The organism is Pseudomonas sp. BF-R-24 (assembly GCF_019947335.1).
Classification (GTDB): Bacteria; Pseudomonadota; Gammaproteobacteria; order Pseudomonadales; family Pseudomonadaceae; genus Aquipseudomonas; species Aquipseudomonas jessenii.
On record NZ_JAGYGG010000014.1, the window covers coordinates 107,054 to 133,259 of the forward strand.

Here is a 26,206-nt window from a genome sequence, read left to right on the forward strand (position 1 = left end):
GGTGCATGTCAAGCCAGTCCGCTTTTGCCTACTCCGCGACCCGGAAAAACGCCGGGGCCCTCGATACGACGTTTGCCGTCAACGGCAAAACCCAGGTCTATTTCGCCGACAGCCTTTTCAGCCTGGCCAATGACGTTGCGATCGATGCGCAAGGTCGCTTGCTGGTAGCCGCAAAAGTCGGCATGGCCGATGGCACCCGCTTTGGCCTGGCCCGCTTGCTGGCGGATGGTTGCGCAGACCTGACGTTCGGCAAACAAGGCAGTGTCATCGGGCAATTCGAACCGGGGTTCGAAGCCATGGGCACCAAGGTCCTGATCCTGCCCGACGGCAACATCCTGTTGGCTGGCCTGCAATACGTAAACGCGCACCGCACGCTCCCGGCCCTGGCATTGCTGGATCAAGATGGCCGCCTGGTGCAAGGCTTTGGCGATAATGGCCACCGTGTCGTGCGATTACCTGGCGATCTGTCCCTGGGCATGCGCGATATCCGGCTGCCTCTCGGTGTGCCGGGCGCAGAAGCCTGCGATGTGGCCATACAGCAAGACGGCCGGATCCTGATCCTGGCCAACCATCACTACGAACTGGCCGATCACGTCGGCATGCTGATACGCCTGGATGTCGAAGGCTCGCTGGACTGCTCGTTCAACGACCGCGGCTTCGTGATGGTCAGGCACCTGCTGATGAATACCTGGCTCAGCAGCCTGACGGTACAACGTGATGGCCGAATCCTGGTCGGTGGATCGATCAATTTTCCCGAGGAAGGCTTGCTGGCACGCTATCACCCGGACGGGCGCCTCGACGACCGATTTGCCGTGGATGGATTCATGACCTTCAAGGCCCAAGGGCATGGCGCCCGGGTCTGTCGGGTGGTCCAGCAAAACGAAGGCGAAATCCTGTGTTTTGGCAGCAGTCGCGAGCCGATGCACTGCCTGACATTTAAAATGCACAGCAACGGCCGCCCCGACAGTCATTGCAACGGAGGACATCCGCAGCGGCGGGAAATCGGTTACAGCGGGTGCCAGTGGACCGCCGCGCAGTTACAGCCTGATGGCAGTGTGCTCACGGCGGGCGCCACCATCGGCGGCGTCGAAGCAGACTTCATTCTCGGGCGATACCTGGCCAACGGCCTTCCCGATCGCCGTTTTGGCAAAGGCAGCGGCTATACACGTACGCGCCTGGGCCCAAGCCTGGATACCGCCACCTGTGTCGCCGCGCACGCCGATGGAAACATTGTAGTGGGAGGCTATTCGCTGCACGGAAACTACAAGGCGGTCATCGCTCGCTTCCAGGGATAAACACCGGCATTTTTCCTGCGCTTGATCTTCTCGCGCGCTTGCGGCAACTTGCGCGCTTCTCAAGACAAGGAGCAGCCGATGTCCGGTTCAATGGCCCAGGCGTTCGCGCACAACTTTCTCGGGCACTCGCCCCGTTGGTACAAGGCCTGCATCGTCGGCTTTCTCATCCTCAATGCCCTGGTGCTTTGGACCGCAGGCCCGGTGGCTGCCGGCTGGCTACTGGTGCTGGAGTTCATCTTCACCCTGGCCATGGCCCTCAAATGCTATCCGCTGATGCCCGGCGGCCTGTTGTTGATTGAAGCCCTGCTGCTGAAGATGACCACGCCCCAGGCGCTGTACGACGAGTTGCTGCACAACTTCCCGGTGATCCTGCTGCTGATGTTCATGGTAGCGGGTATCTATTTCATGAAGGACCTGTTGCTTTACCTGTTCTCGCGCCTGCTGCTCGGGGTCCGCTCCAAAGCCCTGCTGTCCCTGATGTTCTGCTTTCTGTCGGCCTTTCTGTCGGCGTTCCTCGATGCCTTGACTGTGACCGCCGTGATCATCAGTGCCGCCGTAGGTTTTTACTCGGTGTATCACCGCGTCGCCTCGGGCAACGATCCGCGCCAGGACAGCGAGTTCAGCGACGACCAACATCTGCCCACCCTGCATCACGGTGATCTGGAACAGTTCCGCGCCTTTCTGCGCAGCCTGCTGATGCACGGCGCCGTGGGCACCGCGCTGGGCGGTGTCTGTACGCTGGTCGGTGAACCGCAGAACCTGCTGATCGGCCATGAAATGGGCTGGCACTTCGCTGAGTTCTTCACCCGGGTTGCGCCGGTATCCCTGCCGGTACTGGTTGCCGGGCTGGTAACCTGCGTCCTGCTGGAAAAGCTGCGCTGGTTCGGATACGGCACGCTGCTGCCGGATAACGTTCGTGCGGTGCTGGCCAACTACGCCGCCGAAGACAATGCCGAGCGCACCACGCGCCAAGGTGCAGCGCTACTGGTGCAAGGCTTTGCCGCATTGATTCTGATTGCCGGGCTGGCGTTCCACATCGCCGAAGTGGGTTTGATCGGTTTGATGGTGATCGTGTTGATTACCGCCTTTACCGGCATCACCGACGAACACCGCCTGGGTACAGCGTTCAAGGACGCCATGCCGTTCACCTCATTGTTGGTGGTTTTTTTCGCCGTTGTCGCGGTGATTCACGACCAGCAACTGTTCGCCCCACTGATCCACTGGGTGCTGACGCTCCCGGCAGACCAACAACCGGGCATGCTGTTCATTGCCAACGGGCTGCTGTCCGCCATCAGCGACAACGTGTTCGTGGCAACCATTTACATCACCGAAGTGAAGCGCGCGTTCATGGCGGGTGAGATGACCCGTGAGCACTTCGAAACCCTGGCCATTGCGATCAATACCGGTACCAACCTGCCGAGCGTGGCGACGCCCAACGGTCAGGCGGCGTTCCTGTTCCTGCTGACCTCGGCAATTGCACCGCTGGTGCGTCTGTCTTATGGGCGGATGGTCTGGATGGCGCTTCCGTACACCGTGGTGATGGGCTTGCTCGGGTGGTATGCGGTGAGCTACTGGCTGTAACCCCCGACCCTGTGGGAGCGAGCTTGCTCGCGATAGCAGTCTGTCAGACACAGGGATGTTGAATGTGCCGCCGCCATCGCGAGCAAGCTCGCTCCCACAGAAGATCCGTGTTATCCGAGGCGGTGCCAGACGCGACCGTCACGGGTGAGCAGTTCTTCGCCGGCCTTGGGGCCGTTTTCCCCGGCAGCGTAGCTCTGCACACTGGAATCCTGCTGCCAGGCATCCAGGAACGGCTGCACGGCGCGCCAGCCGTTTTCGATGTTATCGGCGCGCTGGAACAGCGTCTGGTCACCCGTCAGGCAATCGTAGATCAGGGTTTCGTAGCCGGTGGACGGCTGCATCTCGAAGAAGTCCTTGTAGGCGAACCCCAGCTCGATGTTGTCCATTTTCAAGGCCTGACCGGGACGCTTGGCCAGCAGGTCGAACCACATGCCTTCGTTCGGCTGGATCTGAATGCGCAAATAGGTCGGCTGCAGCTCATCGACCTCGGTATCGCGGAACTGCGCATAGGGCGCCGGCTTGAAGCAGATCACGATCTCGGTGTCACGCACACTCATGCGCTTGCCGGTTCGCAGATAGAACGGCACGCCGACCCATCGCCAGTTATCGATCATGACCTTGAGGGCCACATAGGTTTCGGTATTGCTGTCGGGTGCGACGTTGTTTTCCTGGCGGTAGCCCGGCAGTGCCTTGCCGTCGATCTCACCCGCGGCGTATTGGCCCCGTACCGAATTGGCGCGGGCTTCCTCCACCGTCCAGGGCCTGATCGCGCCAACGACCTTGGCTTTCTCGCCGCGCACCGCATCGGCGCCGAACGCGGCGGGCGGTTCCATCGCCACCATCGCCAGTAACTGGAACAGGTGATTGGGCACCATGTCCCGCAGCGCGCCGGTGTGCTCATAGAAACTGCCACGGGTTTCCACGCCCACGGTTTCGGCGGCGGTGATCTGCACGTGGTCGATGTAGTGATTGTTCCAGAACGCTTCGAACAGGCTGTTGGAGAACCGGCTGACCAAGATGTTCTGTACGGTCTCCTTGCCCAGGTAATGGTCGATGCGGTAGATCTGCTTTTCCGTCATCACCTTGAGCAGGCAAGCGTTCAAGGCTTCGGCCGTATGCAGGTCGGAGCCGAAGGGTTTTTCGACCACCACCCTTCTGAAGGCCTCGGGGGTTTCTTCCAGCAAGCCGGCCGAGCCAAGACGGCGCACCACTTCACTGAAGAAACGCGGCGCGGTGGCCAGATAGAACACCGCATTGCCAGTACCGCTGTCGGCGATTTTTGCCGCCAGCGCTTGATAAGTGCTGTCGTCCAGGAAATCGCCCTGGACGTAGCTGATGCCTTTGGCGAGTTTGGCCCACAGCGCCGGGTCAAGGGCTTGATCGCCCTTGCCGGTCCTGGTGGCCACCTCGTTGCGGATGAAGTCTTCGAGTTTTTTCGCGAAGCCTTCATCGCTGATGGCATTGTGGTCAACGCCGATGATCCGCAGTCCATTCCCGAGTAAACCGTCACGGCTGAGATTGTACAGCGCCGGCATCAGCAGGCGCTTGACCAGATCGCCGTGGGCGCCGAACAGGAACAGCGTGGTCGGCGGCGCGGGTTCAGCCTTGGATTTTCTGCGGATCGCGTGGGTCATTTTTTCGAGGTCTCCACATGGCCGCCGAAGCCGAAGCGCTGGGCCGAGAGAATCTTGTCGCCAAAGGTGCCTTGCCCACGGGAACGGTAGCGCGAGAACAGCGAGTTCGACAGCACCGGCACCGGCACCGCTTGTTCCATGGCAGCTTCGATGGTCCATTGACCTTCACCGCTGTCGGCCACGGACCCGGAGAAACCGTCGAGTTTCGGATCGCTGGCCAGGGCGTCGGCAGTCAGGTCCAGCAACCACGAGGACACCACGCTGCCACGGCGCCACACTTCGGCGATATCGGCGACGTTCAGGTCGAAACGCTGGTCTTGCGGCAGGTTCTCGCTGTTTTTTGTCTTGAGGATGTCGAAGCCTTCTGCGAACGCCTGCATCATTCCGTATTCGATGCCGTTGTGGATCATCTTCACGAAGTGCCCGGAACCGGCCGGACCTGCATGAATGTAACCACGCTCGGCACGATCGTCGTCGGACTTGCGGTCCTTGGTGCGCGGGATGTCGCCCAGGCCAGGGGCCAGGGTTGCGAACAGCGGGTCGAGGCGCTTAACCGTCTCGGCATCGCCGCCGATCATCATGCAGTAACCGCGCTCCAGGCCCCAGACACCGCCGGAGGTACCGACGTCGATGTAGTGCAGGCCTTTTTCCGACAGGGTCTTCGCCCGGCGGATATCGTCTTTATAGAAGGTGTTGCCGCCGTCGATGATGGTATCGCCGGCGTCGAGCAAGGTGCTCAGGGTGTCGATGGTTTCTTCGGTCGGCGCGCCAGCTGGCAGCATGACCCAGACAGCACGCGGCCTGGCCAGGCCGGCGACCAGCGCCGGCAGATCGGTGACGCCCGTGGAGCCCTCTGTAGCCAAGGCTTCGACAAAGGCGGTATTGCGGTCGTAAACAACGGTGGTGTGCCCGTTGAGCATCAGGCGCCGCGCAATATTGCCGCCCATGCGGCCCAGTCCAATAATCCCGAGTTGCATGTGCTGATGCTCCCTACTACAAATTAAAGTGTGTCAAAGGTTATAGCCCAACGCGACTCATGAGGTTAGTCCAGAGCGTTGGCACGAAGTTTCCGGGCATTGTGCCCGATCCTGATGGATAACGTCGGGAATCAAACCGAAGACACAACGACCATGAAAAATAAAAAAGTTCCCTTCTGGGGCAAAAGAAATCAAAATTGGCGCCGATAGTAGGTCAGCCCCGGATTTCGAGGCGTACCTACAGTTGAGACACGCCATTTGCGAGGTGAGCAATGGGCACAGTACATACCGCACTGCCAGCACAAACCCTTTACGTCACAATCCGTCGCGACGAATTGCGCCAGTTGAAAGACGAACGCGATCAGTTGAAGCAGGAACTGGCGCAATTGCGGCTGCTGCTGCAAACCAATCAAGTGCAGCCCCTGGCTGTGGTGCAACACACCCCATTCGCCTGACTCCCTCCTTTGAAGCGGGAGCAGTCTGCACTGCTTCCGCACCGGCTCACGCCTTGCCACCCCTGGCAACTCACAAAATTTTCACAATTGTTACACGACAATTACTCGTTTAGGTCGCCCGATTCCGCGCGGCCCTCGTTCGTCGTCCGTGATATCCAAGTCCCGGCGGTGGTAGTGAACTCTCGGCTGGAGCGCTGAATGTCTTTGTTTAAACGCAGCAACACGACTGCGGCAGGTTTTGATTGGGCCGGATTTGTCTGGCTGTTTGTATTCTTCTGGTACTTTTCCGGCATCACCCAACTACTCATCCAGTTGACTGGCACCTCCGGCTTTAGCGGATTCCGCCAGGCCTTCGTCATGAGCGCCTTCTGGCTGGCGCCGATGTTGCTCTTCCCCCGGCAAACCCGCGTCATGGCTGCCGTGATCGGCGTCGTACTGTGGGCGTGCTCCATGGCGAGCCTGGGTTACTTCTTCATTTATCAGCAGGAGTTTTCCCAGAGCGTCATCTTCATCATGTTTGAGTCGAACGTGGCTGAAGCCGGCGAATACATGACCCAGTACTTTGCCTGGTGGATGGTGCCGGCGTTCCTGGCACACACCGCTTTTTCCTGGTTCCTGTGGACACGCCTGCGCCCGGTGTACCTGCCCCGTGGCAAGGCCATCGTGGCCGCGGTGGCCATTGTCGTCGCGGTAGTCGGTTATCCGCTGATCAAGCAAACCGCACGCACCGGCAGTTTCGCCGAAGGCTTCGACAAGTTCGAAACCCGCATCGAGCCGGCGGTGCCATGGCAGATGGCCGTGGCCTATCACCGCTACCTGGAAACCCTGGCCGGCATGCAGGACATGCTCAATAACGCCAGCAAGATTCCACCGCTGCACAACCTGAAGGACGCAATGGCCAACACGCCTGCGACCCTGGTGCTGGTGATCGGTGAGTCCACCAACCGTCAGCGCATGAGCCTGTACGGCTACCCCCGGGCAACCACGCCGGAACTGGACAAGCTCAAGGATCAACTGGACGTTTTCGACAACGTCATTACGCCGCGCCCCTACACCATTGAGGCGCTGCAGCAGGTCCTGACCTTCGCCGACGAAGAAAACCCCGACCTGTACCTGTCGACGCCATCGCTGGTCAGCATGATGAAACAGGCAGGTTACAAGACCTTCTGGATCACCAACCAGCAGACCATGACCAAGCGCAACACCATGCTCACGACCTTTTCCGAACAGGCCGATGAACAGGTGTACCTGAACAACAACCGCAACCAGAACGCCGCCCAGTACGATGGCGACGTGATCGAGCCCTTCAACAAGGCCCTGGCCGACGGTGCACCGCGCAAACTCATCGTCGTGCATTTGCTCGGCACGCACATGAGCTACCAGTACCGTTACCCGTCGACCTTCGACAAGTTCCAGGACCGTGAGGGCGTGCCTGCCGGCATTCGCGATGACCAGTTGCCGACGTACAACAGCTACGACAATGCCGTGCTGTACAACGACTTCGTGGTGTCCAGCCTGATCAAGGACTACGCCAGGACCGATCCGAACGGCTTCCTGCTGTACCTGTCCGACCATGGCGAAGACGTGTTCGATTCCGTGGGCCACAACACCTTGGGGCGCAACGAGAACAAGCCGACAGCACCGATGTACACCATTCCGTTCATGGCCTGGGCATCGCCGAAATGGCGCGCAACCCATGACTGGAACCTCGCGGGTGATCTCTCGCGCCCTTACAGCAGCTCGCACCTGATTCACACTTGGGCCGACCTGGCGGGCCTGAGCTTCGACGAACTCGATCGCAGCAAAAGCCTGGTCAGCGACAGCTTCAAGGCCCGGCCATTGATGATCGGCAACCCGTATGAGCGTCAGCAGCGTGCGCTGATCGACTTCAGCCTGATGAAGCCCAAAACGCCACCCACTGTCGTTCAGCAGTAATCCTTTCAGGGGCCGGTTCCGGCCCCTTTTTCATGCTCCCGTTACAGCCATGCAGGTCGTTGGTGAAGTTGATTCCCAATTAACCGAATCGGCGGATAATGCCATTTCGACACTGCTTCATTGATTCATGGACGAAAGGCATCCGACATCTGTAGTGGGAGGCAAACCATGAAACGCACCGCAATGATTCTCGCCGGCCTGATGGCCTTGGGCTCAACCAGTGCTTTTGCCGAAGGTGGAGCCGAACGCATGCGCTATTACTACGAAAGCCTGCGACTGGCCCAGCAAGAAGCCCTGGGCCACCCCGTCCAAAGCACTGAACTGCGGGTTCCGGACGATCAAACCGCACAAATGACTGAAACCTACAGACCGAAATGATCCAGGGACTTCTGACTGCGGCTCCAGGTAGAAGACTGTCGGGCGTCCTGATGGACGCCCTTTTTTTGCCTGTTGAATCAGAGGCTCTTGGTCCAGAACAGCATCCGTCCATGGGCCGGGTCGAACATGCCGGCGGCGAAACCGGCTTTTTCATAGGAACCCTGGGCCACGGCATTGCCTTCCAGCACTTCCAGGGTGAGCTTGCAGCAGCCACGCTGACGGGCGATGTCTTCGACCTTTTGCAGCATCTTCTGGCTCAAGCCCAGGCCGCGAAATTTTTTCACCACCGACACATCATGCACATTGACCAGCGGCCGACAGGCAAACGTCGAGAACCCCTCGAAGCAATTGACCAGCCCGGCCGGCTCGCCACCGACAAAGGCCAGCACACTGAATGCGTGGGGGCGCCGGGCAAGTTCGCCCGGGAGTTGCTCCAGTACATTGGCCGGCAACGGCTGGCCGCCCCCCATCGGGTCCTCGGCGTAGTGGTTCAGCACCAGGCAAATAGCCTCGGCGTGCACCGGATTGGTGTAACTGGCCTGAAGCACAAGAATTTCTGCGGAGTCCATTTCCATCCTCGATCACACATGAAGTAGCCCCCAGCATGTACTCACGCTGAAGTGCCGGCAGACCATAGCGCGAGCAATGTGCCAACGACAATCGCAACCGAGAAAATCTTTGGCCTCAAGCGCCCCAGATCAAGGCTTCCGTCCACCCCAGTTCGGCAAAATCCTCGGCCCGCAAGTGCGACTCACCGCCGCAGAAAAACTCGTCGAGTTGCGGTGGCTGGACCGAGGTGCCGCTGAGCATGGCGTGAATCTGGCCGCGGTGATGGATCTGGTGTTCAAACAAATGGGACAGCAGGCGCAAGCGACTGTCGTGTTGCGGGGTGTCGCGGGCGATGGTCACGATTTTGCCCAGGTCGGCGTCGCGCATCTGCTCGCAGTAGGCGATCAGCCGGCGGTCGACGTGGGCCTGTTCGCCAACCAGGTCCGTTGCCACGAGGCAGGGTTCGTCCTCCTTGAAAAACACCCGGCAATCGGGATGCGGGTCGTCGCCGCGCAGTTCGCGCTCCAGGGCGTCCACATAAAGCCAGTCACAGGTGAGGATGTGGTTGAGGGTGGCGCGGATCGAGGGGAAGAAGCTGACCCGGGATGCGCTCAGTTCCTGCGGGCTCAACTGACGCCAGGCCTTGGCCAGTCGGTGATTGGCCCAGGCGTTCTGGTAGGCCATGGTCAGCAAATGGTGTGACAGGGGCTGATTCATGTTCGCTGCTCCCGATCAAAACCCGATCAAACTTCGGCAAACCGCTGCAGTTGCATTTCCTGCAATCGACTGAGGGTGCGGCGGAACGGAAATTCCAGATAACCCTCGGTGTAAAGCGATGCCATTGGCACTTGCGCTTCAAGGTACAGCGGCACCTTGCGGTCGTAGCACTCGTCCACCAGGGCAATGAACCGTCGTACACCATCGTCATGCACCGATAACTGCGGCAACTCGCGATCTCCCGCCTCCACCCGCTCGACACCGTCCTCGGTGCCGCGGGCAATGCGCCCTGCGCGTTTCTGTGCGCTGAGGTTGGGCACGTCACTCAACAGGATAGCGCCGTAGGTATCGCACAGGGCGATGAAATCCATGGCCGCGAAGGGTTGCTCGCACAGCGCGGCGTAACGGGTCCAGAGCACAGTCGGGCTGGCCTTGACCACCTCAAGGGAGCGGTGACCGACCTTGACCGGCTCGCTCGATACTGACTGGCCGACGCTCAACAACTGGAACACTTCACCCAAAGCGCCGGGGTTACCGGGCTCGGCCACCCAATAACGTTGCAAACCGGCCCCCGGATGCAGGCGATGGTCTTCCCCGCCATCCACCGCAATCACCTGCATGTGCTGCTTGATCGCCGCGATGGCTGGCATGAAACGGTCGCGATTGAAGCCGTCGGCGTACAACTGGTCCGGCGGCAGATTGGACGTGCAGACCACTACCACGCCCTGTTCGAACATCACCTGGAACAGGCGCCCGAGAATGATCGCGTCGCCGATGTCATTGACGAACAGTTCGTCGAAACACAGCACGCGAACCTCTTCAGCCAATTCACGGGCCAACGCCTTGAGCGGATCGGCAGTGCCGGTCAGTTGAAACGAGCGTTGGTGCACCCAGCCCATGAAGTGGTGAAAGTGCTGGCGCCGCGCCGGTACTCGCAGGCTTTGGTAGAACTGGTCCATCAACCAGGTCTTGCCCCGCCCCACCGGCCCCCACAGGTACACGCCGGAAATGGGCGCGCTGCCTGCGTGCAACGCTTCGTGGCATTTTTGCAGCGCCCACACCGCATGTTCCTGGGCCTCGTCCTGGACGAAGCCCTTTTGTTCGATGGCATGCTGCCAGGCGCTTAAAGGGGAATCGATAGTCATGGGCGGCAGTATGCCATTGTGTATGGATAACGCGACCGGTGATCGGCAGTTTTGTGCTGACAGGAAAAGCACCTTGACGCTTTAGATTACCAGTATCATATTTAATAGATGTTTTAGATAATTTATTAAATCTTGTCGCCATCCCTCTGGAGTCATCCCATGCATTACAAAGTTTTCGGTCGTAAAACCGGCTTGCGTGTTTCCGAACTGGCGCTGGGCGCGGGTAATTTCGGTACCGGTTGGGGCCATGGCGCCGAGCGTGACGAAGCCAGACGGATTTTTGATGGCTACCTGGAAGCCGGTGGAAATTTCATCGATACCGCCAATGGCTATCAGGGCGGGCAGTCCGAGGCCATGCTCAGCGAATTCATCGCCGCAGAACGGGATCGCCTGGTCATCGCCACCAAATACACCCTCGGGACTACACCGGCAGCCGGTGTTTCCCACACTGGCAACAGCCGCAAGAACATGGTGCGCGCCGTCGAAGAAAGCCTTAAACGGCTGAAGACCGAGCATATCGACCTGTTCTGGGCGCACATGAGCGACGGCGTCACGCCCATGGAAGAGATCCTGCGCGGCTTCGACGATCTGGTCAGTGCCGGCAAGATTCATTACGCCGGTCTGTCGAACTTCCCCGCCTGGCGCATCGCCCGCGCCGACCTGCTGGCCGAGGTACGCGGTTTTGCCCCGATTGCCGCGATCCAGGTCGAGTACAGCCTCGCCGAACGCACCGCCGAGCGTGAACAACTGCCGATGGCCGAAGCCCTGGGCCTGGCCGCGACCTTGTGGTCGCCGCTGGGTGGCGGCTTCCTGACTGGCAAATATCGCAACAGTGAGGGCGACAATCGCGCGAACAAACTCGGTGTGCTGATCCACGCCGAAAAAAGCGCCCGCGAAACCGCCCTGCTCGACACCTTGATCGATGTCGCCGCAGAACTGGACGCCAGCCCGACCCACGTAGCCATCGCCTGGCTGCGGGAAAAAGCCAGGCGCTCGACCACGGCGCTGATTCCGATCCTCGGTTCCCGGACCCGTGAGCAGCTGGATGCGACGTTGGGCGCGCTGAATGTGCAGTTGAACAGCGAACAACTGGCACGACTGGACGACGTCAGTGACGTGGACAAAGGCGTGCCGCACGAATCCATTTCCGGTTCGTTCGCACGGTTCAGCGGTGGTCAGATCCTCGACCTGCCAGTCGTTCCAGTGGCCTGACACAAATCAAAACTGTGGGAGCGAGCTTGCTCGCGATGAGGGCGGAACATTCAACATCCATGTCGGCTGATCGACCGCCATCGCGAGCAAGCTCGCTCCCACAGGGTCAGGCGTATTACTTATCGACCTTATGCCTGGCCGCATACAGACACAACATCTCCATCGCCAGCGTCGCCGCCGCCAGCGAGGTGATCTCCGCGCTGTCATAGGCCGGGGCCACTTCCACCACGTCCATGCCCACCAGATTGATCCCGCGCAAACCGCCGAGAATCTCCAGCGCCTGCACCGTGCTCAAACCGCCACACACCGGTGTTCCAGTGCCCGGAGCGAACGCCGGATCGAGACAGTCGATGTCGAAGGTCAGGTACACCGGGTTGTCGCCGACCCGCGCGCGAATCGCCTCGACTATCGCCTCGCAGCCACGGCGATGCACCTGCCGCGCGTCCAGCACCTCGAAGCCCTGGTGATCATCGTTGGTGGTGCGCAAGCCGATTTGTACCGAGCGCGACGGGTCCACCAGCCCTTCTCTGGCCGCGTGCCAGAACATGGTGCCATGGTCGATGCGCTTGCCCTCTTCGTCCGGCCAGGTGTCGCTGTGGGCGTCGAAGTGGATCAGCGACAATGCCCCGTGCTTGCGGGCATGGGCCTTGAGCAGCGGGTAAGTGATGAAGTGATCGCCGCCAAAGGTCAGCATCGCACTGCCCGCATTGAGGATATGCTCGGCGTGGGCTTCGATCATTTCGGGCGTCGATTGCGGCGAACCGTAGTCGAAATCGCAATCGCCGTAGTCGATGACCGCCAGGTGATCGAACGGATCAAACGTCCACGGCCAGTGCCGTTCCCAGGCGATCCCGGCCGAGGCGGCGCGAATGCCCCGTGGCCCGAAGCGTGCGCCGGGGCGGTTGCTGGTCGCGGTGTCGAATGGCACGCCGCTGACGGCCACGTCGACACCGCGCAAGTCACGACTGTAACGGCGGCGCATGAAACTGGTGATACCGGCGTAGGTACTTTCGGCGGCCGTGCCGTATAGGCTGTCACGGGTAAGGGCTTGATCGTTCTGCATCGGGACGTCCATTGAAGGCTCCTTCTTTTATAGTTATTGGCGGCTACGGAAAGTGGTCCACAAGCGCGTGCGCTGGCGCATGTCCTTGAGGTTCATGCTGCGGTCGGCGTACAGCCGTTCGCGCACGTCGGCCAGCGGGTAGATGTCAGGATCGGAGCGCACCGCTTCATCCACCAGCGGCGTGGCGGCCTGGTTCGCCGTGGCGAAGAACAAGGTGTTGGTCAGTGCCGCAACGGACTCGGGGCGCAACATGAATTCGATAAAGGCGCGGGCGGCTTCGGGGTGCGGCGCGTCCTTGGGAATCGCCAGGTTGTCCTGCCACACGAGGGTGCCTTCCCTGGGAATCCGGTAGGCAATTTCATAGGGCTTATTGGCTTTGCGTGCCTGGTCGGCGGCCATGCTCGCATCACCGTTGTAGGTCAACGCCAGGCACACGCTGCCATTGGCCAGGTCGCTGATCTGCCGACCGGTGGCGACGTACAGCACGTTCGGCTGTAGCTGATGCAGCAACGCCTCGGCGGCTGACAGATCATTCTTGTCCGTGCTGTAGGGATCTTTACCCAGGTAATGAAGCGCCAGTCCGATCACCTCCTGGGGCGAGTCGAGAATGGCGATGCCGCAGTCCTTCAACTTGCTCGCGTACTCGGGTTTGAACAGCAGGTCCAGGCTATTGAGCGGCACGTCCGGCAAGCGCTGCTTGATCGCCTCGACGTTCATGCCCAATCCCAGCGTGCCCCAGGTATAAGGCACGCCATAGCGGTTGCCGGGATCGACAGCGGCGAGTTTTTCCAGCAAGTCCGGATCGAGGTTGGCGTAACCCTTGAGTCCTTCGTGGGGAATCGGTTTCAACGCCCCGGCTGCAAGCCCCCGGGCCAGCACACTGGAGGACGGTACCACCACGTCATAACCGCTGCCGCCGGTGAGCAGCTTGGTCTCCAGTACTTCCGAAGAATCGAAGGTGTCGTAGCGCACATGGATGCCGGTTTCCTGCTCGAACCGCTGCAGGGTTTCGGGGGCCACGTAATCGGCCCAACTGTACAGATTGACCACCTTGTCTTCGGCCTGGGCCGAAACAGCCACGGCGAGCAACAGCGCGGGTAAACACAGCTTGAACATGGGAGCCATGACGAACACCTGACCAGAGGAAGTGGTTGCAGGATGCGTCGTCGGATACATTGGTGAAATATCAAGTTAATTAACCTGACTTTATGACGGAGTAATGTTTGATGCTCGGCCAACTCCATGATCTGGACCTGCAATTGTTGCGTCTGTTTGTCAGCGTGGTGGAGTGCGGCGGTTTCAGTGCCGCCCAGGGTGAGCTGGGCTTGAGCCAGTCGAGCATCAGCCAGCAAATGGCCAAGCTGGAAACCCGCCTTGGCTATCGCCTGTGCAGCCGCGGCAAGGGCGGATTCAAGGTCACCGCCAAGGGCGAACAACTCCTCAGCGCCACACGCACCCTGTTCGAATCCATCGAAGCCTTCCGTCATCAATCCAACGGCGTGGCCGGGCGCTTGATCGGTGAAGTGCGCCTGGGTCTGTCCGAAGCCCTGGATCAATCGGTGCTGCAACGGGTGGCCGAGGCGATCCGGCGCTTCCGTGAGCGGGACGAGTCCGTGCGCATCGAACTGATCAGCGCCATGCCCGGCGAAATGGAGCGCTTGCTACTGCAACAGCGGCTGGACCTGGCCATCGGCTATTTCTCGCAAGTGCAAAGCGCGTTTGACTACCGCCAATTGTTCATTGAAACCCAGCATCTGTATTGCGCCCCCGGCCATCCGCTGTTCACCAACCCGGCCCCCTGCGATCAGGATCTGCAGGCCAGCGACCGGGTCGATCACCCCTACCGTTTCCTGCGCAGTGACGAACCCTTCCAGGGCAAGCTGTGTTCGGCGCGCTCGGAACAAGTCGAAGGCACCCTCGCCTTTATCCTTTCCGGCAAGCATGTCGGTTATTTGCCCAGCCACTTCGCCCATGCCTGGGAAAACAAGGGTTTGCTCAGGGCCGTGCGTCGAGGCGACATGAGTTTCGATGTCGCTTTTCATCTGGCCCGGCACCGGGCGCAAGTGGCCGGCGATGCACAAAAGGCATTCGAAGAGGATCTGCTCGCGGCGTTTGCCTGACTACGTCGTGGTCTACGCTGTAACAATACCGGACACTGTCATGCAAAAATGCACAGATAACCTGCACTTATCCGGGTTGTACAAGGCAAATTTGCACTGATACGATCCGCCATCGCTCGCGCGCGAGCATCTTGATAAAGAACAATAAAAGCAGGGAGTTAGTGATGACTGCTCAGGTTTTTTCTCCCGGGACTCAGTCCATGGATGCCATGCAAAACGAAGTGCTGGCCGAGGTTCGCAACCACATTGGTCACCTGACCCTCAACCGCCCCGCCGGCCTCAATGCCCTCACCCTGGACATGGTGCGCAACCTGCACCGACAGCTCGACGCCTGGGCCCAGGATTCGCAAGTCCATGCCGTGGTCTTGCGCGGTGCCGGGGAAAAAGCCTTCTGCGCCGGCGGCGACATACGCTCGCTGTATGACAGCTTCAAAAGCGGCGACACCCTGCACGAAGATTTCTTTGTCGAGGAATACGCCCTCGACCTCGCGATCCACCACTACCGCAAACCGGTGCTGGCCCTGATGGACGGTTTTGTCCTCGGCGGCGGCATGGGACTGGTGCAAGGCGCAGACCTGCGCGTGGTCACAGAGAAAAGCCGCCTGGCGATGCCGGAAGTCGGCATCGGCTATTTCCCGGACGTCGGCGGCAGTTACTTCCTGTCGCGCATCCCCGGTGAACTGGGGATTTACCTCGGCGTCAGCGGCGTGCAGATTCGCGCCGCCGATGCGCTGTATTGCGGCCTGGCCGACTGGTACCTGGAAAGCGACAAGCTTGGCGTCCTGGACGAAAAACTCGACCAGCTCGAATGGCACGATACGCCGCTCAAGGACCTGCAAGGCCTGCTGGCGAAATTCGCCGTGCAGCAACTGCCCGATGCGCCACTGGCGACTTTGCGCCCGGCCATCGACCACTTCTTCGCCCAACCCGATGTGCCGAGTATTGTGGAACAACTACGCCAGGTAACGGTCGCCGACAGCCATGAGTGGGCCGTCACCACCGCCGACCTGCTGGAAACCCGCTCGCCGCTGGCCATGGCCGTGACCCTGGAAATGCTCCGTCGCGGACGCGAGCTGCCCCTTGAACAATGTTTCGCCCTTGAGCTGCACCTGGACCGTCAGTGGTTCGAGCGCGGCGACCTGATCGAAGGCGTGCGCGCCTTGCTGATCGACAAAGACAAGACACCGCGCTGGAACCCGCCCACCCTCCAGGCACTGGACGCCGAACACGTGGCGAGCTTCTTCAGCGAGTTTGACCGGAGCGAGAGCTGAGCCATGCACGATATCGAATTGAGTGAAGAGCAAGTCATGATCCGCGACATGGCCCGGGATTTTGCCCGCGGCGAAATCGCGCCCCATGCCCAGGCCTGGGAAAAGGCCGGCTGGATCGATGACGGTCTGGTGGCGAAAATGGGCGAACTGGGCTTGCTGGGCATGGTGGTCCCCGAGGAATGGGGCGGCACCTATGTCGACTATGTGGCCTATGCACTGGCGGTAGAAGAAATTTCCGCCGGCGACGGTGCTACCGGCGCCTTCATGAGCATCCACAACTCCGTGGGCTGCGGGCCGGTGCTCAACTACGGCAGTGAAGAACAGAAGCAGACCTGGCTGGCGGACCTTGCCAGCGGCCAGGTCATCGGCTGTTTCTGCCTGACCGAACCCCAGGCCGGTTCCGAGGCGCACAACCTGCGCACCCGCGCCGAACTGCGCGACGGCCAGTGGGTGATCAATGGCGCCAAACAATTCGTCAGCAACGGCAAGCGCGCCAAACTGGCGATTGTGTTTGCCGTGACCGATCCGGACCTGGGCAAACGTGGCATCTCGGCGTTCCTGGTACCGACCGACACCGCCGGTTTTATCGTCGACCGCACCGAACACAAGATGGGGATCCGTGCTTCCGACACCTGCGCGGTGACCCTGAACAACTGCACCATCCCCGAAGCCAATTTGCTGGGCGAGCGCGGCAAGGGCCTGGCCATCGCCTTGTCCAACCTCGAAGGCGGCCGCATCGGCATCGCCGCCCAGGCACTGGGCATCGCCCGCGCAGCGTTTGAGGCGGCACTGGCTTATTCCCGTGATCGTGTGCAGTTTGGCAAAACGATCAATGAACACCAGAGCATCGCCAACCTGCTGGCCGACATGCACATGCAGTTGAACGCCGCGCGATTGATGATCCTGCACGCCGCACGCCTGCGCACGGCCGGCAAGCCCTGTCTGTCGGAGGCGTCACAAGCCAAGCTGTTTGCGTCGGAAATGGCGGAAAAGGTCTGCTCGTCCGCGATTCAGATTCATGGCGGATACGGGTATCTGGAAGACTATCCGGTGGAGAAGTACTACCGGGATGCGCGGATCACGCAGATCTACGAAGGGTCGAGCGAAATTCAGCGAATGGTGATTGCCCGCGAACTGAAGAACTACCTGGTGTGAAGCCTAAAAAAACTTAAAAGCTTCGCGAGCAAGCCCGCTCCCACACTTGACCGCATCTTTCCTGAAGAAACGCGGTTAAATGTGGGAGCGGGCTTGCTCGCGAAAGCGTCCGAAAGGTGACTACATCACTTGCCTTGGAACTCAGCCTCACGCTTGGCAATGAACGCCGCCATCCCTTCCTTCTGATCCTGCGTCGCAAACGCCGCATGGAACACCCGACGCTCAAAGCGCACGCCTTCTGCCAGGCTCACTTCGAAAGCACGGTTGACGCTTTCCTTGACCATCATCGCAATCGGCAACGATTTTTTAGCGATCAATGCCGCGACTTTCAGCGCTTCATCCAGCAGCTCATCGCTCGGCACGATACGCGCCACGATGCCGCAACGTTCCGCTTCCACGGCATCGATCAAGCGACCGCTCAGGCACATTTCCATGGCCTTGGCCTTGCCCACGGCGCGGGTCAGGCGCTGGGTGCCGCCCATGCCCGGCAACACGCCAAGGTTGATTTCCGGCTGGCCGAATCTGGCGTTGTCACCGGCCAGGATGAAATCGCACATCAACGCCAGCTCACAGCCGCCGCCCAGGGCGAAACCGTTGACCGCCGCGATGATCGGCTTGCGGCGGTTGGCCACACGATCGCTGTCGCTGAACAGGTCGTCGATATAGATCTGCGGATAGGTCAGCTCCGCCATTTCCTTGATGTCGGCACCGGCGGCGAAGGCTTTTTTCGAACCGGTCAGGACGATACAGCCGATGTTCGAGTCAGCCTCGAAGCCATCGAGGGCCTGGTTCAGTTCGCTGACGATCTGCGCATTCAACGCATTCAGCGCTTGTGGACGGTTGAGGGTGATCAGGCCAACGCGGCCGTGGGTTTCCAGCAAAATCGTTTCGTAGCTCACAGGGGACTCCTTCTTATAGATTGCGCGAAATGACCATGCGCTGAATATCGCTGGTGCCTTCGTAGATCTGGCAGACCCGCACGTCGCGGTAGATCCGTTCCAGCGGGAAATCGTTGAGGTAACCGTAACCGCCCAGGGTTTGCAGCGCCGAAGAGCATACCTTCTCGGCCATTTCCGAGGCGAACAACTTGGCCATCGACGCTTCGACCAGGGCCGGCTTGCCGCTGTCACGCAGGGCGGCGGCGTAGTGCACCATTTGCCGCGCCACGGCGATCTGGGTCGCCATGTCCGCCAGGCGGAAGGCCACGGCCTGGTGCTCGATGATCGGCTTGCCGAAGCTCTCGCGCTCACGAGCGTAATCGCGCGCCGCTTCGAACGCGGCACGGGCCATGCCCACCGATTGCGAAGCGATGCCGACGCGGCCGCCTTCAAGGTTGGCCAGGGCAATCCTGTAGCCTTCGCCCTCCTCGCCCAAACGATTGGCCAGCGGCACCTTCACGTCTTCGAAGAGGATCTGGCAGGTGTCGGACGCATGCTGGCCGAGCTTGTCTTCGACCCGCGCGACTTTGTAGCCCGGCGAATCGGTCGGCACTATAAAGGCGCTGATGCCACGTTTGCCGGCACTCGGATCGGTCACCGCAAACACGATCACCACCCCGGCATTCTGCCCGGAGGTGATGAACTGCTTGCAGCCGTTGAGCACATAATGATCGCCTTCCAGGCGTGCACGGGTTTTCAGGCCGCTGGCGTCGGAACCGGCCTGGGGCTCGGTCAGCGCAAAGGCACCGAGCATCGCACCGCTGGCCAATGGTTTGAGGAAGCGCTCTTTCTGCTCATCGGTGCCGTAGTTGAGGATCGGTACGCAACCCACGGAGTTGTGCACGCTCATGATGGTCGAGCAGGCGCCATCGCCGGCGGCGATTTCTTCCAGCGCCATGGCGTAGGCCAGGTAACCGGTGTCGCATCCGCCCCACTGCTCCGGCACCAGCATGCCGAAGAAGCCCAGCCCGGCCATTTCGCCGATGGCTTCCTTGGGAAAACGGTGCTCGCGGTCCCACTCGGCAGCGAAGGGCTTCAGCCGTTCCTGGGCAAAGTCCCGGGCCATGTCGCGGATTTGTTGTTGGTCGTCATTGGGGATCATGGTGAATCCTTGAATCTGGTTACGACGCAGAACCCTGTGGGAGCGGGCTTGCTCGCGAAGTGGCCGTGTCAGTCGACATCATCGTCGGATGACACACCGCTTTCGCGAGCAAGCCCGCTCCCACATGGGATAGCGTCAGTTTCAGTAGAGGCATTCCACGGCCATCGCCGTCGCTTCACCGCCGCCGATACAAATCGCCGCAACACCACGCTTCAAGCCTTTCTGGCGCAGGGCCGAAAGCAGAGTCACCAGAATCCGCGCACCGGACGCACCGATCGGGTGCCCGAGGGCACAAGCACCGCCGTGCACGTTGAGTTTCTCGTGAGGGATTTCCAGATGAGTCATCGCGGCCATGCCGACCACGGCGAAGGCTTCGTTGACTTCCACCAGATCCACGTCATTGAGCGACCAGCCGGTTTTCTTCATCAACTTCTTGATTGCACCAATCGGTGCCACCGGGAACAGGCCCGGGGTGTCGGCGAACGCAGCGTGGCCATGAATCACCGCCAAGGGTTTCAGGCCTTGTTTCTGTGCCTGGGACTGGCGCATCAGCACCAGCGCGGCGGCACCGTCGGAGATAGAACTGGAGTTGGCCGCCGTCACCGTACCGCCTTCGCGGAACGCCGGCTTCAGCGAAGCAATCTTGTCCAGCCTGGCCTTTGGCGGCTGCTCGTCGTTGCTGATCACCACCTGCTCTTTGCCGACCGTCACGGTCAGCGGCACGATTTCGGCCTTGAAGCTGCCGTCCTTGATCGCCTGTTGCGCACGAGTGGTCGAGGCAATGGCAAACGCGTCCTGGGCTTCACGGCTGAAGCCGTTGGTTTCGGCGCACTCTTCGGCGAAGGTGCCCATCAGGCGGCCCTTGTCGTAGGCGTCTTCGAGGCCGTCCAGGAACATCGAGTCCTGCACCCGACCATGGCCCATGCGGTATCCGGCACGGGCGCGATCCAGCAGGTAAGGCGCGTTGGACATGCTTTCCATGCCACCGGCAACCACCACGTCGGCACTGCCCGCCACCAGCATGTCGTGGGCCAGAATCGCCGCTTCCATGCCGGAGCCGCACATCTTGTTCAGGGTGGTGCAGCGGGTCGATTTATCCAGCCCCGCGCCTAGCGCCGCCTGACGCGCAGGGGCCTGGCCAAGGCCTGCCGGAAGCACGCAGCCGAACAGCACTTCGTCGACGCTATCACTGGCAACACCGGCACGTTCGACGGCGGCCTTGATGGCGGCCGCACCGAGTTGCGGTGCGGTCAGGCTTTTCAGTTCGCCCTGGAAACCGCCCATCGGGGTGCGGACGGCGCTGACGATAACAATTGGATCGTTGGACATTGTCATGACAAATCCTCCTTACTTGGCGGCCATACGCAAGGCACCGTCGAGACGGATCACCTCGCCATTGAGCATGCTGTTTTCAATAATATGCTTGACCAGCCCGGCATACTCGCCCGGTTTGCCCAAACGCGGCGGGAATGGCACGCCAGCGGCCAGGGAATCGCGGACTTCCTGGGTCATGCCGGCCATCATCGGCGTCTCGAAGATGCCGGGGGCGATCGTCATGACACGGATGCCGAAGCGCGCCAGCTCACGGGCCGCCGGCAAGGTCAGGCTGACAATCGCGCCCTTGGACGCCGAGTAAGCCGCCTGACCGATCTGGCCGTCGTAAGCCGCGGCAGACGCGGTGTTGATGATCACGCCGCGCTCGCCATCGGCATCCGCTTCGGTCTCGGCAATCGCCGCAGCCGCAAGGCGCAGCATGTTGAAGCTGCCGATCAGGTTGACGTTGATCACCTGGCTGAAACTGGCCAGTGCATGCGGACCTGTCTTGCCGAGAATCTTCTCGCCACGCACGATGCCGGCGCAATTGACCAGGCCATTGAGGCCGCCAAAGGCCTTGACCGTTGCCTGCACGGCTGCTTCGGCCGCTGCTTCGTTGCTGATGTCCGCCACCACGCTTTGTGCACCAAGGCGCTGGGCCTGGGCTGCAACGGCTTCGGCGTTCATGTCCACCAGCATCACTTTGGCACCAGCGGCGACCAGCACCTCGGCGGTGGCGGCACCGAGGCCGGAAGCGCCACCGGTGACGATAAAAATCTTGTTCTGGATCTGCATCATTATTTCCCTGGATTCAAGCTGGAAGGTTCTTCGCCGCGGCCTCTTGAGCCTTGGCGATTTCCTGGTTGCGCAAGATAAAGCGCTGCAATTTGCCGCTGGGGGTTTTCGGCAATTCGCTGACAAATTCGATTTCACGGGGATACGAGTGCGCCGCCAGACGCTTGCGCACGTGCTGGCGCAACTCTTCGGCCAACTCGGAGGCGGCGCGGTATTGCGGGCTGAGCACGACGAACGCCTTGACCAGTTCGGTGCGCTCCGGATCGGGCTTGCCAACCACAGCGGCCTCGACCACGGCCGGGTGTTCGATCAGCGCACTTTCCACGTCAAAGGGACCTACCCGGTAGCCGGAGGTGGTGATCACGTCATCACTGCGACCGACGAAACTGATGCTGCCGTCCGGGTTCCACTCCACGGTGTCGCCACTCAGGTAATAGTTGCCGACAAAGGCCTTGGTCGGCCCGCCTTCGTAGCCTGCGAACCAGCACATCGGCGACTGGCTGCGGTCGATAGCCAGGATGCCCGGCTGCCCAACACCGAGTTCCTTGTAGTCGTCGTCCAGTACCACAATGCGGTGGCCCGGCGAGGCAAAACCGGCGGCGCCCATGTGAATCGGGTGCTCCAGGCCGTGGTGGTTGCACAGCACCATGCCCAGCTCGGTCTGGCCGTAGTGGTCGTGGATGACCACGTCGAGGTTATCGGCGAACCAGCGGATCACTTCCGGGTTCAGCGGCTCGCCGGCGCTGCTGACGATGCGCAGCTTGCCCTTGATCGACTTGGCGAATTCATTGCCGCCGGCAATCAGCAAGCGGTAGGCCGTGGGCGAACCGGTGAGGTTGGTGATCCCGTATTTGTTGATCACCCGGCAGGTGCTTTCGAGGGTGAACGGGCCATCGTAAAAGGTGATCGGATGGCCCATGGACATTGGCCCCGTGACACCGAAATAAATGCCGTAGGCCCATCCCGGGTCGGCGACGTTCCAGAAGGCGTCTTCCGGGCGCAGATCCACCGCATCGCGGGTGTAGCTCTGGAACGCTACGATGGCCTTGAGCGGCACCGACAGCGCTTTCGACGGGCCGGTGGTGCCCGAGGTGAACATCAGCAGGAACGGATCTTCGCCGGTCAGCAGCACCGGTTCACAGTCGGCGGAATAGTTGGCCAGTTCGGCCCAGAAACTGAAATCGCCATGCACCAGGCCCTGCCCTTTGGCACCGGTCACGGTCACGATGGTCGGGCAATCGGCGACTTCGGCGAGTTTCGGCCGGTTCACTGCATCGGTCACCACCACTTTGGCGCCAGAGCAGCCCAGGCGGTGCTCGATGGCCTTGGGGCCGAATGCGGTAAACAGGGGTTGATACACCGCGCCGATGCGCCAGGTGGCGAACACGGTGATCAACAGTTCGATATTGCGGGGCAACAGGCCGGCGACCTTGTCGCCTTTCTTCACGCCCTGGGCCAGCAGGTAGTTGGCGAAACGCGCGGCCTTGTCCTGCAAGTCGGTGAAGGTGTACGAAGCACCAGTGCCATCGCGTCCTTCCCAGAACAGCGCGATGCGACCCGGCAAGGCATGCCGGTCACAGCATTCGACACAGGCGTTGAGGGCCGTCAAGTCGCCCGCGAGCGCGGCATCGACGGTGTGCTGATAATTGAACTGAGAAGTAGCAGACAAGTAATCGCGCATTGCCAGAATCCCACTGTGTTTTTTATTAGGTTGGGGGGAACCGTAATCAACAGGGAAATACTCGCTCTGCGCGGGTTACCGGGCAATGGTCAAAGCTATCAAGTTGTCTGACTGCTTTGGCCAAAGCCCGCTGTGCGTCAGGAGGTGAAGCGCACCCCGGGCCTGGCGCGTTCGTCCACGGTCAGTTCGAACACATCCGGCCGCGCGTAGTGGCCGACCACGTCATAGTCGTAGCGGGCGCGCACCAGGTCGTCGGTGTCGATTTGCGCTGTGAGCAACCCGGCACTTTCAAGCAACGGTCCGGCGAGGATGTCGCCCATGGGACCTACGATCACACTGCCACCGGCAATCAACGGTCGATCCGCCGGCCAGTTGGCGATGTCCAGGCCCAGGGCCTGGGGCGATGCCTGAACCTGGCAGGCGCTGACCACGAAACAGCGCCCCTCATGGGCAATGTGGCGCATGCTGACTTGCCACATCTCCCGTTCGTCCACGGTCGGCGCGCACCATACCTCCACGCCTTTGGCGTACATCGCCGTGCGCAGCAGCGGCATCATGTTTTCCCAGCACACCAGCGCACCGACACGCCCGACCTGACTGTCGATCACCGGCAAGGTCGAGCCATCGCCCTTGCCCCAGATCAGCCGCTCGGTGCCGGTGGGCATCAGTTTGCGGTGTTTGGCCACCAGCCCGGCCTGCGGATCGAAGTACAGCGCGGTGCAGTACAAGGTGCTGCCGGCGCGCTCGATCACGCCGATCACCAGATTGGCTGCGGTGCGAGCGCAGAGCCCCGCCAGCGCCTCGGTTTCCGCGCCGGGTACATCGATGGCATTGGCAAAATAGCGGGCAAAGGCTTCGCGCCCTTGTGGCAGGCGATAGCCCAATTGCGTACCAAAGCCTTCGCCTTTGGGATAACCGCCCAGCAGCGCTTCCGGCATCACCACCAACCCGGCGCCGGATTCGATGATTGCGTTTTCATAGGACAGGATCTGTTCCAGGGTTTCAGCCTTGCCGCCGGGAAAGGCGCCGATCTGCAGGGCCGCGACAATTGATTTGGGCATCTTGGAAACTCCATTCGCATCAGGTGTTGCTCATTCTCCGGCGTCAGGCAATCATCAATAAAGACCGATTCACTGCTGAATGATATGAACCAAATGAATATCACCGACGTCGACCTCAACCTGCTCAAAGTCTTCGAAGCGCTGCACGAAGAGTCCAGCGCCAGCCGTGCCGCGCTGCGCCTGGGCGTGACGCAATCGGCCGTCAGCGCGGCCTTGCGTCGCTTGCGCGAGCTGTATGGCGATCAGCTGTTCGTGCGCACCGGACGCGGCCTGGCCCCCTCGCTCAAGGCCAATCAGCTCAAACCAGTGGTCAGCGATGCCCTGAACAAATGCCGGCAGAGCCTGGCGATGGTCGATCCGGCTGCGCAACAGTACGAAGGTCGCTCGGTCACGGTCGGCATGTCGGATGATTTCGAGATTGCCTACGGCCGGCGGCTGATCGAAGAGATCGCCCGTTGCGCGCCGAAACTGCGGCTGATTTTCCGCCAGACCCACAGCCAGATCGTCGCCCAGGCGTTGATGGAGCGCAGTATCGACCTGGCGATTGCCGCGGGCGGGTTTGCCGAGCGGTTGCTCAGCCGTCAGGTGCTGGGGGAAGGTGGCTATCTGTGCCTGGTGGACCCGTCGAGCCTGGTCGAGGGCCAGCAGAGCATCGGTCTCGAGGAGTTTGTGGCCCGCGAACACATTCTGGTGTCGTCCGGCGGTTTTATCGGGATTACCGATGAGGGATTGGCGGCGCTGGGGCTGAGCCGGAGGGTGTGCGCCTCGACCACGCATTTTGCCGCGTTGCCGCACTTGCTAAAAGGCAGTCGGGCGGTGGCGACCATTCCGGCCCATGCCGCCCAAAGCATCGCAACGCTCAGCGGGCTGGCGCTGCTGCCCTGCCCCCTGGCGTTGCCGCGCTACCCGATCGAACTGGGCTGGCGGACCAGCACCCAACTCGACCCGGTGCTCTTGAAAGTGCGCGAGGCAATCGTCGCGAGTTTCGCCTGACAGCCGTTGTTACTTGTTGGCCGCCATCAGGCGATTGACTTCACTGCGCACCATGTTGGCGTACTCCGGCGGCGACATGCCGTCCAGTTCGGCGCGCACCCATTCGGCCCATTTGCCTTTGCGCTTGGCCCGTTCGCCGAACAACCTCGCAGCCTCACCCTTGGCCTTGCCCAGGTTGTTTTGCCAGAGTTCGAACAGACGGGATTTCTCGTCTTCAAGCGCTGCGCGCTCGGCGAGGGGTTTGTCGGCCAGATTGAAGCTCATGGGAATTTCCTGCTGCGTAAAATAGGCGACATCTTACACTGTAGGACGAAAGGTCCTGCGCCGGTTTTTCAGCAAGATGGCCTCCCCGGGCAAAATAGCTGCAACTTTTCCGACGAAGGCAGACTCCATTGTTCACTGTCCACTTACCTGCAAGGAGTACTTCAATGGCCCGCAAAACCGCCGTGCAAGCCGCCGAAGATCAAATCAAGGATCAAGCCTTCAGCGAACTTCAAACGCTGATCGAAGAGTCGGAAAAACTGCTGAAAAGCAGCGCCTCGCTGGTCGGGGAAGAAGCAGAGACCCTTCGTGGACAAATCGCCCTGAAACTCCGGCAGGCAGGGGATTCGGTGAGCAGCGTGCGCGACCGCACCCTGCCCGCGGTCGAGGCCACTGAAACCTATATCGGCGGGCATCCATGGCAAACCGTGGCGATTTCCGCCGGGTTCGGCCTGGTAGTGGGGTTGTTGCTGGGTCGTCGCTAAGCACTGGCAAAGACTGAACCCTGTGGGAGCGGGCTTGCTCGCGAAGGCGGTGTGTCAGCAACTTGGAATTGGCTGACACACCGCCTTCG

General features: G+C 60.9%; 25 protein-coding genes. 11 read left to right on the plus strand and 14 right to left on the minus strand.

What is annotated here, in order from left to right:
* Positions 1-5 precede the first annotated feature (5 nt).
* On the plus strand, positions 6-1,295 hold the full coding sequence (locus KGA98_RS13800; RefSeq protein ID WP_223502576.1) for a hypothetical protein: 1,290 nt from the start codon (positions 6-8) through the stop codon (positions 1,293-1,295).
* 78 nt (positions 1,296-1,373) lie between these two features.
* Complete coding sequence (gene nhaB / locus KGA98_RS13805) at positions 1,374-2,876, plus strand: sodium/proton antiporter NhaB (RefSeq protein ID WP_223502577.1); 1,503 nt, start codon at positions 1,374-1,376, stop codon at positions 2,874-2,876.
* A gap of 110 nt (positions 2,877-2,986) precedes the next feature.
* On the opposite strand, the gene zwf is transcribed toward nhaB, so the two are convergent.
* A complete protein-coding gene (gene zwf, locus KGA98_RS13810) occupies positions 2,987-4,510 on the minus strand; it encodes a glucose-6-phosphate dehydrogenase (protein ID WP_223502578.1) in 1,524 nt (507 codons plus the stop codon).
* Positions 4,507-5,487, minus strand: a complete 981-nt coding sequence (gene gnd, locus KGA98_RS13815) for a phosphogluconate dehydrogenase (NAD(+)-dependent, decarboxylating) (RefSeq protein WP_090455366.1) — start codon at positions 5,485-5,487, stop codon at positions 4,507-4,509. The genes zwf and gnd overlap by 4 nt, the downstream gene beginning before the upstream one ends.
* A 272-nt stretch (positions 5,488-5,759) precedes the next feature.
* Here gnd and KGA98_RS13820 point away from each other — a divergent pair, with 272 nt between their 5' ends.
* The 3 genes from KGA98_RS13820 to KGA98_RS13830 all read left to right on the plus strand — a co-directional run bounded on the left by KGA98_RS13820 (position 5,760) and on the right by KGA98_RS13830 (position 8,255).
* Positions 5,760-5,942, plus strand: a complete 183-nt coding sequence (locus KGA98_RS13820; protein WP_057714730.1) for a DUF6026 family protein — start codon at positions 5,760-5,762, stop codon at positions 5,940-5,942.
* A 198-nt stretch (positions 5,943-6,140) separates the two neighbouring features.
* On the plus strand, positions 6,141-7,877 hold the full coding sequence (locus KGA98_RS13825) for a phosphoethanolamine transferase CptA (RefSeq protein WP_223502579.1): 1,737 nt from the start codon (positions 6,141-6,143) through the stop codon (positions 7,875-7,877).
* A gap of 168 nt (positions 7,878-8,045) precedes the next feature.
* The gene (locus KGA98_RS13830; RefSeq protein ID WP_046042084.1) at positions 8,046-8,255 is read left to right on the plus strand and encodes a hypothetical protein; all 210 of its coding nucleotides are present in this window, start codon (positions 8,046-8,048) and stop codon (positions 8,253-8,255) included.
* A gap of 77 nt (positions 8,256-8,332) precedes the next feature.
* Here the strand turns inward: KGA98_RS13830 and KGA98_RS13835 are convergent, their stop codons facing one another.
* The 3 genes from KGA98_RS13835 to zapE all read right to left on the minus strand — a co-directional run bounded on the left by KGA98_RS13835 (position 8,333) and on the right by zapE (position 10,666).
* On the minus strand, positions 8,333-8,824 hold the full coding sequence (locus KGA98_RS13835; protein WP_154859879.1) for a GNAT family N-acetyltransferase: 492 nt from the start codon (positions 8,822-8,824) through the stop codon (positions 8,333-8,335).
* Between the two features lie 115 nt (positions 8,825-8,939).
* On the minus strand, positions 8,940-9,521 hold the full coding sequence (locus KGA98_RS13840; RefSeq protein WP_223502580.1) for a DinB family protein: 582 nt from the start codon (positions 9,519-9,521) through the stop codon (positions 8,940-8,942).
* A gap of 26 nt (positions 9,522-9,547) precedes the next feature.
* Positions 9,548-10,666: a cell division protein ZapE gene (zapE, locus tag KGA98_RS13845; protein WP_223502581.1), complete on the minus strand. Its 1,119-nt coding sequence runs from the start codon at positions 10,664-10,666 to the stop codon at positions 9,548-9,550.
* A gap of 159 nt (positions 10,667-10,825) precedes the next feature.
* Here zapE and KGA98_RS13850 point away from each other — a divergent pair, with 159 nt between their 5' ends.
* Positions 10,826-11,878 carry an aldo/keto reductase gene (locus tag KGA98_RS13850; protein ID WP_223502582.1) on the plus strand — a complete coding sequence of 351 codons (1,053 nt, stop codon included), beginning with the start codon at positions 10,826-10,828 and terminating at the stop codon, positions 11,876-11,878.
* Between the two features lie 115 nt (positions 11,879-11,993).
* Here KGA98_RS13850 and speB read toward each other — a convergent pair whose 3' ends face one another.
* Both speB and KGA98_RS13860 read right to left on the minus strand, forming a co-directional pair.
* Positions 11,994-12,953 carry an agmatinase gene (speB, locus tag KGA98_RS13855; RefSeq protein WP_223502583.1) on the minus strand — a complete coding sequence of 320 codons (960 nt, stop codon included), beginning with the start codon at positions 12,951-12,953 and terminating at the stop codon, positions 11,994-11,996.
* Positions 12,954-12,974: 21 nt separating this feature from the next.
* Complete coding sequence (locus KGA98_RS13860; protein WP_223502584.1) at positions 12,975-14,066, minus strand: polyamine ABC transporter substrate-binding protein; 1,092 nt, start codon at positions 14,064-14,066, stop codon at positions 12,975-12,977.
* Positions 14,067-14,167: 101 nt separating this feature from the next.
* Here KGA98_RS13860 and KGA98_RS13865 point away from each other — a divergent pair, with 101 nt between their 5' ends.
* From KGA98_RS13865 to KGA98_RS13875, 3 genes are all read left to right on the plus strand, one after another.
* Complete coding sequence (locus KGA98_RS13865) at positions 14,168-15,061, plus strand: LysR family transcriptional regulator (RefSeq protein WP_090455380.1); 894 nt, start codon at positions 14,168-14,170, stop codon at positions 15,059-15,061.
* 164 nt (positions 15,062-15,225) lie between these two features.
* Entirely contained in the window at positions 15,226-16,332 is a 1,107-nt protein-coding gene (locus tag KGA98_RS13870; protein ID WP_223502585.1) for an enoyl-CoA hydratase/isomerase family protein, read from the plus strand.
* 3 nt (positions 16,333-16,335) lie between these two features.
* The gene (locus KGA98_RS13875; protein ID WP_218495564.1) at positions 16,336-17,487 is read left to right on the plus strand and encodes an acyl-CoA dehydrogenase family protein; all 1,152 of its coding nucleotides are present in this window, start codon (positions 16,336-16,338) and stop codon (positions 17,485-17,487) included.
* A gap of 125 nt (positions 17,488-17,612) precedes the next feature.
* Here the strand turns inward: KGA98_RS13875 and KGA98_RS13880 are convergent, their stop codons facing one another.
* The 6 genes from KGA98_RS13880 to KGA98_RS13905 form a co-directional block, all read right to left on the minus strand.
* Positions 17,613-18,386 carry an enoyl-CoA hydratase gene (locus KGA98_RS13880; protein ID WP_057714717.1) on the minus strand — a complete coding sequence of 258 codons (774 nt, stop codon included), beginning with the start codon at positions 18,384-18,386 and terminating at the stop codon, positions 17,613-17,615.
* 13 nt (positions 18,387-18,399) lie between these two features.
* On the minus strand, positions 18,400-19,527 hold the full coding sequence (locus KGA98_RS13885) for an acyl-CoA dehydrogenase (protein ID WP_090455386.1): 1,128 nt from the start codon (positions 19,525-19,527) through the stop codon (positions 18,400-18,402).
* Between the two features lie 141 nt (positions 19,528-19,668).
* Positions 19,669-20,862, minus strand: coding sequence for an acetyl-CoA C-acyltransferase (locus KGA98_RS13890; RefSeq protein ID WP_223502586.1), 1,194 nt, complete (start codon positions 20,860-20,862; stop codon positions 19,669-19,671).
* A 12-nt stretch (positions 20,863-20,874) separates the two neighbouring features.
* Entirely contained in the window at positions 20,875-21,636 is a 762-nt protein-coding gene (locus KGA98_RS13895) for an SDR family NAD(P)-dependent oxidoreductase (RefSeq protein WP_150814025.1), read from the minus strand.
* Positions 21,637-21,652: 16 nt separating this feature from the next.
* Positions 21,653-23,317: an AMP-binding protein gene (locus KGA98_RS13900; protein WP_223502587.1), complete on the minus strand. Its 1,665-nt coding sequence runs from the start codon at positions 23,315-23,317 to the stop codon at positions 21,653-21,655.
* Positions 23,318-23,454: 137 nt separating this feature from the next.
* On the minus strand, positions 23,455-24,378 hold the full coding sequence (locus KGA98_RS13905; RefSeq protein ID WP_223502588.1) for a carbon-nitrogen hydrolase family protein: 924 nt from the start codon (positions 24,376-24,378) through the stop codon (positions 23,455-23,457).
* Between the two features lie 84 nt (positions 24,379-24,462).
* On the opposite strand from KGA98_RS13905, the gene KGA98_RS13910 reads away from it, so the two are divergent.
* Positions 24,463-25,371, plus strand: coding sequence for a LysR family transcriptional regulator (locus tag KGA98_RS13910; RefSeq protein WP_057714711.1), 909 nt, complete (start codon positions 24,463-24,465; stop codon positions 25,369-25,371).
* Between the two features lie 9 nt (positions 25,372-25,380).
* Here the strand turns inward: KGA98_RS13910 and KGA98_RS13915 are convergent, their stop codons facing one another.
* Positions 25,381-25,635, minus strand: a complete 255-nt coding sequence (locus KGA98_RS13915) for a hypothetical protein (protein ID WP_007970091.1) — start codon at positions 25,633-25,635, stop codon at positions 25,381-25,383.
* Between the two features lie 164 nt (positions 25,636-25,799).
* Between KGA98_RS13915 and KGA98_RS13920 the strand changes: the two genes are divergently transcribed.
* Positions 25,800-26,117, plus strand: coding sequence for a YqjD family protein (locus KGA98_RS13920; RefSeq protein WP_090455397.1), 318 nt, complete (start codon positions 25,800-25,802; stop codon positions 26,115-26,117).
* Positions 26,118-26,206 lie beyond the last annotated feature (89 nt).

Coding starts and splice junctions, on each gene's coding strand:
- KGA98_RS13870 (WP_223502585.1), top strand. CDS start 15,226: ATGACTGCTCAGGTTTTTTCTCCCGGGACTCAGTCCATGGATGCCATG.
- KGA98_RS13915 (WP_007970091.1), bottom strand. CDS start 25,635: ATGAGCTTCAATCTGGCCGACAAACCCCTCGCCGAGCGCGCAGCGCTT.
- KGA98_RS13825 (WP_223502579.1), top strand. CDS start 6,141: ATGTCTTTGTTTAAACGCAGCAACACGACTGCGGCAGGTTTTGATTGG.
- KGA98_RS13875 (WP_218495564.1), top strand. CDS start 16,336: ATGCACGATATCGAATTGAGTGAAGAGCAAGTCATGATCCGCGACATG.
- zwf (WP_223502578.1), bottom strand. CDS start 4,510: ATGACCCACGCGATCCGCAGAAAATCCAAGGCTGAACCCGCGCCGCCG.
- KGA98_RS13850 (WP_223502582.1), top strand. CDS start 10,826: ATGCATTACAAAGTTTTCGGTCGTAAAACCGGCTTGCGTGTTTCCGAA.
- speB (WP_223502583.1), bottom strand. CDS start 12,953: ATGGACGTCCCGATGCAGAACGATCAAGCCCTTACCCGTGACAGCCTA.
- KGA98_RS13900 (WP_223502587.1), bottom strand. CDS start 23,317: ATGCGCGATTACTTGTCTGCTACTTCTCAGTTCAATTATCAGCACACC.
- KGA98_RS13800 (WP_223502576.1), top strand. CDS start 6: ATGTCAAGCCAGTCCGCTTTTGCCTACTCCGCGACCCGGAAAAACGCC.
- KGA98_RS13890 (WP_223502586.1), bottom strand. CDS start 20,862: ATGACAATGTCCAACGATCCAATTGTTATCGTCAGCGCCGTCCGCACC.
- KGA98_RS13910 (WP_057714711.1), top strand. CDS start 24,463: ATGAACCAAATGAATATCACCGACGTCGACCTCAACCTGCTCAAAGTC.
- zapE (WP_223502581.1), bottom strand. CDS start 10,666: ATGACTATCGATTCCCCTTTAAGCGCCTGGCAGCATGCCATCGAACAA.
- KGA98_RS13835 (WP_154859879.1), bottom strand. CDS start 8,824: ATGGACTCCGCAGAAATTCTTGTGCTTCAGGCCAGTTACACCAATCCG.
- KGA98_RS13865 (WP_090455380.1), top strand. CDS start 14,168: ATGCTCGGCCAACTCCATGATCTGGACCTGCAATTGTTGCGTCTGTTT.
- KGA98_RS13905 (WP_223502588.1), bottom strand. CDS start 24,378: ATGCCCAAATCAATTGTCGCGGCCCTGCAGATCGGCGCCTTTCCCGGC.
- KGA98_RS13920 (WP_090455397.1), top strand. CDS start 25,800: ATGGCCCGCAAAACCGCCGTGCAAGCCGCCGAAGATCAAATCAAGGAT.
- nhaB (WP_223502577.1), top strand. CDS start 1,374: ATGTCCGGTTCAATGGCCCAGGCGTTCGCGCACAACTTTCTCGGGCAC.
- KGA98_RS13885 (WP_090455386.1), bottom strand. CDS start 19,527: ATGATCCCCAATGACGACCAACAACAAATCCGCGACATGGCCCGGGAC.
- KGA98_RS13860 (WP_223502584.1), bottom strand. CDS start 14,066: ATGGCTCCCATGTTCAAGCTGTGTTTACCCGCGCTGTTGCTCGCCGTG.
- KGA98_RS13820 (WP_057714730.1), top strand. CDS start 5,760: ATGGGCACAGTACATACCGCACTGCCAGCACAAACCCTTTACGTCACA.
- KGA98_RS13840 (WP_223502580.1), bottom strand. CDS start 9,521: ATGAATCAGCCCCTGTCACACCATTTGCTGACCATGGCCTACCAGAAC.
- gnd (WP_090455366.1), bottom strand. CDS start 5,487: ATGCAACTCGGGATTATTGGACTGGGCCGCATGGGCGGCAATATTGCG.
- KGA98_RS13830 (WP_046042084.1), top strand. CDS start 8,046: ATGAAACGCACCGCAATGATTCTCGCCGGCCTGATGGCCTTGGGCTCA.
- KGA98_RS13895 (WP_150814025.1), bottom strand. CDS start 21,636: ATGCAGATCCAGAACAAGATTTTTATCGTCACCGGTGGCGCTTCCGGC.